Annotated in this window: 12 protein-coding genes; all 12 read left to right on the top strand. The window is 35.7% G+C overall.

Annotation, left to right across the window (positions count from 1 at the left end; all coding sequences use genetic code 11):
• Positions 1 to 3 precede the first annotated feature (3 nt).
• A complete protein-coding gene (locus QM911_RS01300; protein ID WP_045616002.1) occupies positions 4 to 1209 on the top strand; it encodes a phage major capsid protein in 1206 nt (401 codons plus the stop codon).
• A gap of 2 nt (positions 1210 to 1211) precedes the next feature.
• Positions 1212 to 1469 carry a head-tail connector protein gene (locus QM911_RS01295; RefSeq protein ID WP_142557304.1) on the top strand — a complete coding sequence of 86 codons (258 nt, stop codon included), beginning with the start codon at positions 1212 to 1214 and terminating at the stop codon, positions 1467 to 1469.
• Complete coding sequence (locus QM911_RS01290; RefSeq protein WP_075230071.1) at positions 1469 to 1822, top strand: head-tail adaptor protein; 354 nt, start codon at positions 1469 to 1471, stop codon at positions 1820 to 1822. The genes QM911_RS01295 and QM911_RS01290 overlap by 1 nt, the downstream gene beginning before the upstream one ends.
• Entirely contained in the window at positions 1800 to 2168 is a 369-nt protein-coding gene (locus QM911_RS01285; RefSeq protein WP_414312863.1) for an HK97 gp10 family phage protein, read from the top strand. Before QM911_RS01290 ends, QM911_RS01285 begins: the two co-directional genes overlap by 23 nt.
• Before the next feature lie 7 nt (positions 2169 to 2175).
• Positions 2176 to 2502, top strand: coding sequence for a hypothetical protein (locus QM911_RS01280; protein WP_045616006.1), 327 nt, complete (start codon positions 2176 to 2178; stop codon positions 2500 to 2502).
• Positions 2503 to 2504: 2 nt separating this feature from the next.
• Positions 2505 to 3074 (top strand): major tail protein, encoded by a 570-nt coding sequence (locus QM911_RS01275; protein ID WP_045616007.1) that lies wholly within the window; start codon positions 2505 to 2507, stop codon positions 3072 to 3074.
• A gap of 11 nt (positions 3075 to 3085) precedes the next feature.
• Positions 3086 to 3505, top strand: a complete 420-nt coding sequence (locus tag QM911_RS01270; protein ID WP_006153800.1) for a hypothetical protein — start codon at positions 3086 to 3088, stop codon at positions 3503 to 3505.
• Positions 3506 to 3687: 182 nt separating this feature from the next.
• On the top strand, positions 3688 to 6741 hold the full coding sequence (locus QM911_RS01265; RefSeq protein WP_414312862.1) for a phage tail tape measure protein: 3054 nt from the start codon (positions 3688 to 3690) through the stop codon (positions 6739 to 6741).
• On the top strand, positions 6738 to 7460 hold the full coding sequence (locus QM911_RS01260; protein ID WP_061421024.1) for a hypothetical protein: 723 nt from the start codon (positions 6738 to 6740) through the stop codon (positions 7458 to 7460). Before QM911_RS01265 ends, QM911_RS01260 begins: the two co-directional genes overlap by 4 nt.
• On the top strand, positions 7461 to 11807 hold the full coding sequence (locus QM911_RS01255) for a phage tail spike protein (RefSeq protein WP_414312861.1): 4347 nt from the start codon (positions 7461 to 7463) through the stop codon (positions 11805 to 11807).
• Positions 11761 to 11967, top strand: coding sequence for a hypothetical protein (locus QM911_RS01250; RefSeq protein WP_414312860.1), 207 nt, complete (start codon positions 11761 to 11763; stop codon positions 11965 to 11967). Before QM911_RS01255 ends, QM911_RS01250 begins: the two co-directional genes overlap by 47 nt.
• Positions 11967 to 12218 carry a hypothetical protein gene (locus QM911_RS01245; protein WP_001162702.1) on the top strand — a complete coding sequence of 84 codons (252 nt, stop codon included), beginning with the start codon at positions 11967 to 11969 and terminating at the stop codon, positions 12216 to 12218. Before QM911_RS01250 ends, QM911_RS01245 begins: the two co-directional genes overlap by 1 nt.
• Positions 12219 to 12221 lie beyond the last annotated feature (3 nt).

Below are 12221 nucleotides of genomic sequence, written 5' to 3'. Positions count from 1 at the left end.
CCTATGTCTAAATTACTTGAATTAAAAGAAAAACGAAATCAAGCTTGGGAACAAGCAAAAACTTTCCTAGACTCAGTGCGAACTGAAGATGGTTTAGTCTCAGAAGAAGATTCTCAACGCTATGATGAAATGGAAAGTAAAATCAATCGCTATAATCAAGAAATCGCTCGCTTAGAACGACAAGAAAAGATTGATCTAGAACTTGCTCAACCAACTTCTCAGGCTTTGACAAGACAGCCTACCACGGTCTTAAAAGATAGTGAGGTAGAAGATGAGAAGAAGGGAACTAAGTCTGATGTCTATTCCAAAACCTTTTGGACGAATGTCCGTAAGCGTAACTTCTTTGATGTTAAGGATGTTCTTCGTGTTGGAGAAGATACAGAGGGTGGGCATTTAGTACCTGATGAGTATGAGAAAAAACTAGTTCAAGGTCTTCAAGAAGAGAATTTCTTCCGAAGTCTAGCAACCGTCATTAAAACATCAAGTGGAGAGCGGAAGATTCCAGTTGTTACAGGGCATGGAACTGCGTCATGGATGGATGAAAATGGACTTTATCCTGAAACTGATGAGACATTTGGTCAAGTAACACTTGATTCACATAAGATTGGAACAGCTATTCGAATCTCAGAAGAATTGTTAAATGACTCAGTATTTGATTTAGAATCCTATATGACTAGTGAGTTTGCACGACGTATTGGTACAGAAGAAGAGAAATCATTCCTTATTGGAGATGGCTCAAAGAAACCAACAGGAATCTTTACGCAAGCAAATGTTACTGGTCCTACAACGACGACTAAAGACATTACGTTTGATGACATGATTGAATTGTATCATTCTCTTCCTGCTCCGTATCGTAAAAATGCAGTATGGATTCTTCATGATACAACTGTAAAAGCAATCCGTAAACTGAAAGACAATAACGGAAATTACATTTGGCAACCGTCTACACAAGCTGGACAACCAGATTTAATTCTTAACCGTCCATACTATACATCTACCTTTGCGCCTCTACCTGAACAGGGGAATAAAGCTATTGCATTTGGTGATTTCTCTTATTACTGGATTGCAGATCGCCAAGGACGTACTTTTAAACGTCTTAATGAACTTTATGCTAATAATGGTCAAATTGGTTTTCTAGCTTCTCAACGTGTTGATGGGAAATTAGTATTACCAGAAGCAGTAAAAATTTTAACTGTGAAAGCAAAATAATCATGATAAGTCTAGAAGAAGCAAAACTTTACCTTAAGGTAGAAAACACAGATGAAGATGACTTGATTATGCAATTGATTGATACGAGTAAAAAGCTCTGTGAAGAAACATTAAGACAGAATACTTACAGTGAGGTTCTAAGAATGGCAATCCTGTATGGGGTTGCCTATCTTTATGAACACCGTGAAACTGCTAATTATAAAGAGTTAAAACAAATGTTATATCACCTACTATTAGCTGATAGGAAGGATATCTTTTGATGAAAATTGCTCCATTACGTGATCGTCTTACATTTGAAGTGCGTAAAATTGTGGTTGATGAAATTGGAAATGAATCTTCAGTTTGGAACACCATTTTCCAAAGATGGTGTTCTAGTCGGCCATTGACCTTAACAGAAAATGAGGGGAGTGTGTCTAAACTCCTTTATAATAAAATCCAATTTACACTAAGGTACGACAAAGCGGTACTAAATCTAAGTTCATTAAAAGCTCGGATAAGATACAGAGACGCCTACTTTACGATAGATTCAATTGATGGTGATAGCGTTCCTAGGCAATTGATTTATATTGTAGCAACTAAGGAGAATGACTATGAACAGGATAGGAATGGATGAGTTGGAAAAAGTAATTGATCAAGAGTTGGGTGATTACATTAAAGAGACGACATCTGCAATGCGAGAGGTAGTAGAAGAAGTAACAGACAGTGCTGTAGATACTTTAAAGATCTCTTCACCACGAAAAACTGGTAAGTATGCACGAGGTTGGAAAAGTAAGTCAACAAGTGACAGTCCTACAGGCTTAACAAAAACCATTCATAACCGAACACCAGGCTTAACTCATCTCCTAGAAAATGGTCACGCTAAACAAAATGGTGGTCGAGTAGAAGGGCAAAAACATATTGAAATCATTGAAAAAAGTGCCGTTAAGTCACTTGAAGATAGGCTGAGACAAAGATTGTGAGGATTTCATGACATTAAAAGATTTCTATAACATTTTAATAAAATCAAAGTTGCCAGTAGCTTATCATCATTTTGAAGAAGGAAGAAGTCCAGCTCCACCATTTATTGTATATCTTGTTAAGGACTCTGAAAATACTGGAGCTGATAATTGGAGCTATCATAAGACTCTTAATCTTCAAGTGGAACTATATACCTTAAAGAAGGACTTAGGAATCGAAACTAAGATGGATGACTTATTTGATAGTCATTCAATTTTTTTTGACAAAGTAGAGACTTATATCTCAACTGAAAAACTGTATCAAATTACATATTACATTTCATTAAACGGAGGATAGTTATGACTGAAAAAAATAAAGTTACCTTTGGATTACAAGATGTTCATTGGGCAGAAGTTACAACTGAAGCTTCAAATGGCGCATTGACTTATGGGACGGTTGAACGATTACGAGGTGCAGCAGAACTAACCTTGGAACCGACTGGTGACAAAGGTTCATACAAGGCAGATAATATCAACTTTTATACTTCGGAATCAAATGATGGTTATGAGGGAACATTGAAGCTCGCCTTATTAACCCAAGAATTTTTAACTCGTGTCTTAGGAGAAAAATTAGATCCAACAACTAAAACAATTTCTGAAATCGCAAATGCTGAAAAGAAGAATTTCGCTCTGATGTTTCGTTTTGAAGGAGATAAGAAAGAAACACTTCATGTTTTGTATTACTGTTACGCATCACGTCCGTCAATGGGATCAAAAACAAAATCTGGTTCAGATATTAATGAGGTTGAGCTAAACTTTACTGCAAGTCCTCGGCCACTTGATAAGGTGGTTCGTCGCAAAACGACAGAAGAAACAAGTGATGAGATTCGTCAGAATTGGTTCAAGGAAGTCTTTGAACCTCGTGAATAAAGGAGTTACAGATGAGAGATAGTATTACAATTTCAGGAAAGACCTATGAATTAGCTACTAATGCCTATACACCGATTGCTTATAAAGAACAGTTTGGTAAAGATTATTTTCAAGACTTGTTTTCAATGGTGAGTACGCAGTCAATTCTCGATAAGATTGAACACCTAAATGAGGAAGAAAAACTCGAAACTGGTGACATTGATCTATCTATCCTGACCAATTTTGATATGACTTTTTTTCACAGAATTTTTTGGGTATTTGCGAAATCTGCTAATCCAAGAATTAAACCATTCAAAGAATTCTTTATGGAGATGGAGGAGTTTCCAGTTCAAGAAGTAGCAACTATCTTAATGAACATGCTTAACCAAGGGATGAATACAAGAAAAAAGCAGATCAAACAGAAACAGCAAGTGAAGAAATCTTTACGGTAGAAAGCTATTTATTTTGTTGTAAGGAAACTGGCTTATCCATAGACGACTTAAAACATATTTCAATTGGGATGGCTCTTGATTATCAAACTGATTATGTAAACTTGCGGACAAATGAAACAAGCAACACAAGAAAAGCAAATCAAAGTGATTTTGATAATTTTTAATAGAAAGGAGATGTGAACATGGCTGGAAATATAAAAGGTATCACAATAGAAATTGGTGGTGATACACAACCCTTGCAAAATGCCTTAAAAGGGGTAAATAAACAAGCCGCTGAATCAACTAAAGAATTGAAACAAATTGATAAGGCTCTTAAGTTTGATACAGGAAATGTCACACTCCTTACTCAAAAACAAGAAGTGCTTGCTAAACAAGTTGAAACTACTAAAGAAAAGTTAGCTACCTTAAGACAGGCACAAGCACAAGTTGAAGCACAATTTAAATCTGGTAATATTGGGGCGGAACAATATCGAGCCTTTCAAAGGGAAGTAGAAACTACTCAGACAGTACTGAAAAGTTATGAAAGCAAACTAGAGGGTGTCAATCAAGCCTTATCGGAAAATGGTAATCGAATAGGTAGTACTAAAAGTCAATGGGATAGTTTGAAACAAGAACAAGCTCGTCTAGCTTCTGAGAGTGAAAAATTAACAAGTCAATTTAAATTGCAAGAAAGTGAACTTTCTTCAAATGCTAGTGAATCTGAAAAGCTAGCTTTAGCTCAGAAAAAAGTAAATGAAAGTTCCTCCTTACTAGAAAAACAGATTCAGAATTTAGAGAAACAGCTAGAACTAACAAAATCTCAGTATGGCGAAAATTCGATTGAAGCCAATAAACTGGAACAGACTCTAAATGATACCAAAACGGCCTATAATCATCTTCAAAATGAGATGGAAGAGATGGGTACTAGTTCAACAAGTGCGAAGGATAATCTATCAGAAATCAATCATCTCTTGAAGGCAGACATCCTAATGGAATTCAGTGATCGTTTAGCAGAATTATCACAAAAATTGATTGATTTTGGGAAACAGTCGCTTGAAGCTTTTAACGAAGTTGATGAAGGGATGGATATCATTGTCACTAAAACTGGTGCTTCTGGCCAAGCTTTAGAAGAAATGACAACTATCGCAAAGAACCTTGCTACTGAAATTCCAACAGACTTTAATACTGTTGGTAGTGCAGTCGGAGAGTTGAACACACAATTTGGTTTAACCGGCGATAGTTTAAAATCAGCTTCAAGTTATCTCATTCAATTCGCATCCATAAATGGGAGTGATGTTACCTCATCAGCTATTTCAGCTAAGAAAGCTATAGAAGCATACGGCTTACAGGCATCGGATTTGTCTAGTGTTCTTGATACTGTCACCTTTACCAGTCAAGCTACTGGTGTAGGTGTTCAAGATCTGATGGATAAGGTTGTTTCTGGAGCACCACAAATTAAGGCATTAGGACTTTCATTTGATGAGGGTGTGGCTTTAATGGGGAAATTTGAAAAGGCTGGTGTGGATTCATCAGCCTCTTTATCATCCTTATCAAAAGCATCTGTGAAGTATGCGGCATCAGGAAAGACTTTGCAGCAAGGTTTATCTGAAACCATCGAAAAAATTAAAAATTCAACTAGCGAAACTGAAAAGTTAACTCTCGCTTCAGATATATTTGGAACTAAGGGTGCTCCACGAATGGTGGATGCCATTAATCGTGGTGCTTTATCTTTTGATGACTTAGCTGAAACAGCAAAGAAAACATCAGGAACAGTCGGCTCAACTTATGAAGCGACACTAGATCCAATTGATAAATTTACAACTGCTCAAAATGAAGCGAAGTTAGCATTGGCTGAAGTTGGGGATGCTATTGCTGTCACTTTTGCACCGATACTAGAGATTTTAGCTGATTTGTTACGTTCAGTTGCAGAGTGGTTCTCTAGTTTATCAACGCCAGTAAAACAATTTATCATTATTGTAGGTAGCCTGATTACTGGATTAGGATTATTACTCCCTATATTTTTAGCACTTCAGGCAGCTGCCTTAGCAATGGGTGTCACAATTGGTGGCTTAATAGCAAGTGTAGCACCTGTTATTGCTATAGTATTAGGAATTGTAGCTGTTCTAGCTTTGTTAATGGTTGGAATAAAAGAACTTTGGGAACATAACGAGGGATTTAGAACAGCAGTAATGGATATTTGGAATGCTATATATTCTTTTATATCTACTATCATTCAAGAAATATCAGACTTTATTTTAAGCATTTGGGGGACTCTAACTTCATGGTGGACTGACAATCAAGATTTAATTCTTGCAGCTGCAACCACAGTTTGGAATGCAATCTCAACAGTCATAACTACCGTTATGTCAATTCTAGAACCCTATATTCAGGCAGCATGGGAAAATATAAAACTGATTATAAGCACAGCTTGGGAAATCATCAAACAAGTAGTTGAAACGACAATCAATCTTGTCTTAGGCATTATTAAAGCAATCATGCAGGTTATAACAGGAGATTGGTCTGGTGCATGGGAAACAATAAAGGCAGTTATTTCAACAGTATGGGAATCCATCAAGTCAATTGTAAGCTTAGTTCTAAGTACTATTAGTCAACTTATATCAAACACCTGGAATGGGATTAAGAACACAATTAGTAATCTCTTATCAGCAATTAGTAACGTTGTCAGTACAATTTGGAATAGTATCAGTTCAACTATTTCAGGTATTCTAAATGGAATCTCAAGTACAGTGTCCAATGTTTGGAATGGAGTAAAAAATACGATTTCAAATGCAATTAACACTGCCAAAAATGCAGTTTCAACTGCTATAACTGCTATCAAAAATCTCTTTAATTTCAGATTTCAGTGGCCACACATTCCTCTACCTCATTTTAGTGTGTCAGGATCTGCAAACCCTCTGGATTGGTTAAAGGGACAAATTCCTAGAATCGGAATTGAGTGGTATGCAAAAGGGGGAATTTTAACAAAACCAACTGCCTTTGGAACAATAGGGAATTCCCTAATGGTAGGAGGAGAAGCAGGAAACGAAGCGGTACTCCCTTTAAATGAATCTACTCTTGGGTCAATTGGAAGAGGTATTGCAAGAACGATGGATTTAAGAATGCCAGACATCAACATTTCGATTACTGGAAATATTATCCGAGAACAGGCAGATATTGAAAAAATAGCAAATGAAGTAGCAAGTCGAATCGCAGAAGAATTAGCACGTCAAAAACAATTGAGAGGAGCCACTATATGATTAAAAGAAACGAGTTAGTCATAGATGGAATTGGAACTTCTAGTTTTCCTTTTAAGGTGATTGTCCACGAATCGCCTTCTGTTATCTTAGCGGAGAGTAAGACGAGTTTATTAGAACATAAAGGAATGAGTGGCGCTCTTTCGCAAACAAATCGGCACCGAGATTTGATTGAAAAATCATATACAATATACATTGTTAAGCCCTCAGAAGAACAACTTCATCAATTTATGGGTCTATTTATCAAGGAGCAGTTTTGGCTTGAGAGTGAACGGATGAAATCCACACGTCTTTGGTGTTACCGAGTAAAATGTACTGAGGTAAAACAAGAGAGAGATGGTGTGTATGCGACGAAAGCTACCTTTATTTGTCATCCTACAAAGTTTTTTAAATCAATGGATAGACAAACTTTGACATCAAACGGTGTACTTAGAGTTCAAGGGACGGCTCTAGCGTTCCCCAAAATAACGATAATGGGGAATTCGGCAACTGAGACTCAGTTTACGATTGGAGATCAGGTTATTAAAATTGAAAAACTTATAGAACCTCTTGTGATGGTAAACGAACCAAATAGTCCAAGTTTTCTAACGGTTAGCAAAAAGTACATCAAATGGTCTGGTGATTTTATCACTATTGATCCAAGCGCTAAAAAAGAAGTAGGTGTTGTTCTTGGTAGAGGTATTACTTCTTTAAGCTTTGAAACAAATTGGGGGTGGGCTTAAATGTTATTTTTGTTGAACAAAGATATTAGAACTGCAAAGTGGAATGGATTACCTCTTCATGAAACTAGCTCTGCTATTGTAAAAGAAACCCTGAACGGTGATTTCACCTTAGCTATTCGCTATCCAATTACCGATTCTGGTATCTATAAACAAATAAAAGAGGATATGCTTATCAAGGCTCCTGTGCCTGTCTTAGGATTCCAGCTATTTCGTATTAAAAAGCCAATTGAAAACGATGATAGTTTGGATATAACCGCCTACCATATTTCAGATGATATTATGCAACGGTCTATTGAACCAATTAGTGTTGCTAATCTTACTTGTGGTATGGCCTTATCCCAAATGGTTCAAAATACTAAGACCGATCTTGGTGATTTTTCATTTACGAGTGATGTTACAGATCGCCGTACTTTCAATACACACGAAGTAAAGACACTCTACGCTGTCTTAATGGATGGCGCCCATTCTATCATAGGAACTTGGGAAGGGGAGTTGATTCGTGACAATCTGGCTCTGACAATCAAGAAGAATAGAGGTGAAAATAGGGGTGTTGTCATAACAACACATAAGAATCTAAAGTCTTACAAGAGAACCAAATCAACTCAATCAATCATTACTCGTATTCATGCAAAATCAACATTTAAACCAGATGGCAAAGATAAAGACCAGACAATTAAAATTACTGTCGATAGTCCTCTAATCACTTTCTATCCATATATCAATGAAAAAGAGTACGAAAATAATACTCTTAAAAGCATTGAGGAGTTAAGGAAGTGGGCTGAGGCTAAGTTTAAGAATGAAGGAATTGATAAGTTATCGGATGCTATTACGATTGAAGCCTATGAACTCGATGGGCAGGTTGTACATTTAGGGGATACCGTAAATATCAAGAGTTTGAAACATGGGATCGATATTCCCAAAAAGGCAGTTGCTTATGAATTTGATGCACTGACACAAGAATATATCTCGATTACTTTTGATGATAAACCAATGGTAGGTGCTTCAACTTCAAATAGTGCAATTTCAACTGCGGCAAATGAAATTTTAGACTCTGGTTTCACATTACAAGAAGTCGCAATTGAAAAAGCTTTGAGAAATGCGAACACAGCATTTGATGCCGAATTCACTAAACAAAAAGAATCAATTCTAGATGATATTGAAAAAGTCAAAGCTAGTGCAGAAGTCTACGCAGATGGTATTCGTCAAGAGATTGAAGGAAAGATTGCTGATGTTGATTCTAAAGTTCTATCTAATGAATTACTGAATGAAAATAGATACAACGATGTATTGGCTAAAGTAAATAGTAGTAGAGATTTAGCTAATCATGCCTTAGAGGTCAGTAAAGAAGTTAAAGAAACTACTAATACAGTACTAACAGATACCTTAAATTATAAAAAAGAAGCTATTGCTGAAGCAAATCGGTTAGTTGAACTCAGCAAGATTAGCTTATTGAATCAAATTACGACAGTAGAATCTTCAATTGATAAGCTTACGGGTGTTATTACTAACAAGGTTTCAAAGACAGACTTTGATGCTATCAAAAATACCGTAGAGCAACAACGAACGGAAATATCACAAGCCAAGGATAAAATAAATCTAAAAGCTGAAAAGACCTATGTAGAAAATATTAAACAAACCGCTAACGAAGCACTCCAAAGAATATCAGAGAACGCATTAGCAATATCTAAAACCAAAGCTGATTTACAAGTTGCTGCAGATGCTATAAATACTAAAGTATCACAAACAGATTTTAATCAAACGACAAATCGACTTGCTAGTACTGAAACAACAATTAAAATTCAAGCAGGTGAAATAGCCAAACGATTGACCAGTAGTCAGGTAGAATCCGTGATAAATTTAAAAGGATTTCAAACTAAATCAGATGTTGATAAAAATATTTTAGACAGAGGTTATGTAACGAACTCTAGCGTGCAAAACTTAGTTAGAGAAACATCTAATAGTTTCACTCGGACTATTAGTGAAACTAAAGCTTTAATACCAACTAGTGTTTCTCATCGAAACTTAGCATCTGGTTCCAGTGATAGTTGGACTTCATACAAAGAAATAAACTCGAAACTTAATTGGATTCAAACATTAGGAAAAATTCCTTATGGTGATTCGACTGGCATTTATTCAGGGACAAAAATCAATCTATTTGTTTATATTTCTGTCGATAATGTTGTATTAGATTCAACTGTTACTCCTAGAATTATCTTACAAGGTCCAGGCTATAAAAAATCAGATAATAGTGCTGTATGGAGTGTTCATTCTAATCCCTTTCATACCTCTTGGTCTACTACATTAAAAAATGGTACAAACTACCATCTTATTAAGATTTCTCGAATCGTAACAGATGAGATGTTCAATAATTTTAAAAACTTTGAATTACAATTTCGTATTGATGGAGCAAGTTCAGGTAAGTTTCATTGGAGAGCTTTAATGATTACTACTGGAGATATTTTCCCAAATTATTGGACTAAACCTATCGAAGATTTAACAACTGTAACGGCTTTTAACGAAGTAAAAGATACTCTAGGTAGTCATACAAGAACTATTAGTGAACAAGGCAAAACAATTAGTCAGGTTGTACAAACATCCGAAGGACTGATTACAAGAGTCAGCGATTTAATTGATAACCAAAACTTAGTATACGATCCAACCAATTTTAGTAAATACAGAGAACGTGAACCGAATTCGAATTTAGTTATGACTGGAACTAATGAATACAAGCTGCTAAGAATTGCACAAAGTGGTAGGACAACAAATGGTTGGCGTGGTTTCCAAATGCCTCTTCATAGTCAAAAATTTGTTGCTGGTGAGAAACTTTCTTATAGGGTCAATTTATGGATAGATGTACTACCTGATGGAAAAGTTGGTTTTGAAATTAAATCAGGTAACTCAATAGGAGGTTTCACTATCAGTCCGACTAGAACGGGCGCAGCTCAAATTTTTACAGGAACTTTTACGATAAATAAAACCGTGACAAAAACAGATGATTTTGGGCTTCATATTTGGGTAGAAAAGAACGGCACTGTGGCAGTTGGCCAAATTTCAATTGTTCGAGGTAGTCAGCCACCTAATAACTTTGTAGATAGTACATCTTTTCAACAAATTGCAACAGAAAGTCTTGTTCAGCAACATCAAGGTTCCTATTCGATTCAAAATTTAACTAATGCTGGATCTTTAATTTCAGGGATTAATTTAGGTGCAAATGGAATCAATCGAATTATTGGCAAGGCAACTCATATCACTGGAGATACTTTAATTGATAGAGCAGTCATTAAATCAGGAATGATTGATAAATTAAAGACTTCAAACTTTGAATCTGGGTCTGTAACTACTATGGTATTAGCATCGAATTCAGTAACCGCAGATAAAATTGTCGTGGATCAAGCGTTTTTTAATAAGTTAGTTGCAAATGAAGCTTATTTACGACAGCTGTTTGCTAAGAATGCTTTTATCAATAGTGTACAAAGTGTTAGGATTGATGCTAGTCAAATAAAGTCAGGCTTACTAAGTGGTGACAGAATTCAGGGTGGCACAATAACTGGAACCACAATTTCTGGTGGATTATTAACTGGAGAAACAAAAATTAAGTTAGGTGCTTATGGTTCATTTGATGCTATCAACGGTGGATTACAGATTAATGTTCCTCGTCAGTTTAATTCTAAAGATGGTTTAGGCGTACAATTTATAGGTTCTTATGGCCGAGGGGACAATGTTCCTTACGGCTTATTTATTTACAAAGATTCAGATTTTACTACTGGAAACACTGCAAGTGATAGTGATGATTTTCTTTTGACGGTCGAAGGATACATTAAGGCAAAAGGAATTGGCTGGTTAAAGTACGGCAAAAGTAGCATTAATGGCTCAACTACAGGAACTATTAGTTATTGGAATTCTAATAATGTATCTCTAGACTTTGGTGGATCAGGAAATGATATTTACTACTCATATAACGGAAATGCTTATAGCTTATGGCAAATTGTTAACCAACATTTTTCTGATAAAAACTTAAAAGAGAATATAGGCTTATCTAACTATAAAGCACTCGATTTTATCAAAAGATTTCAATTTAAAGAATATGACTGGAAGAAAATAGGGAATCGTATTCAAAAGGCTCATACCAAAATTGGACTCATCGCTCAAGATATTCAACAAATTGACTCGTCACTTGTGTATGAAAATGGTGGTTTTCTGAATCTTGATAATACTAGATTAACGAATATTGCTTTAAAAGGAATTCAAGAGTTAATACTTGATATTCGAAAATTAAATAAACGATTGGAGATGTTAGAAGATGAACACAGATTTAATCCATCAATTAGCAATGGAGTCGTTGACTAAGAAACTAGCACAAATCGAAGGTCAAGCAGCACAAAATGAGGCTCTTTATTTGGTTGTTGCAAGCGAATTGCAGTTAATGAAAGATGTATTAGAATACGACTCAGACCTAAAAGACTTATTTGAGGAAGTAAAAACTAAAAGAGAGAAAGGAGAAAGTTAATGGCGTTAGAAATTACTAAAACAACACGTTTGGTTGGAAATTTGAAGATTGGTGATGAAGTAGTTAAGCAGTATACTGTTGATGTTGATGAACATGGTGTTTCTACAGTATCTGAGTTTCTCTATCATTCAGAGCTCTATGCGGAGCATCGTCTCGAAATGAGAAACCAAGAAAAATTGTTCCGAGATAAACGATATGAATTAGAAGATGCTGTTTTAGCTGAAATTGAGTCAAATAAAAAAGAACAATAGGGA

It is taken from the genome of Streptococcus infantis (assembly GCF_047460825.1).
GTDB classification, from domain to species: domain Bacteria; phylum Bacillota; class Bacilli; order Lactobacillales; family Streptococcaceae; genus Streptococcus; species Streptococcus infantis_V.
This window is presented reverse-complemented; position numbering and strand designations above follow the sequence as displayed.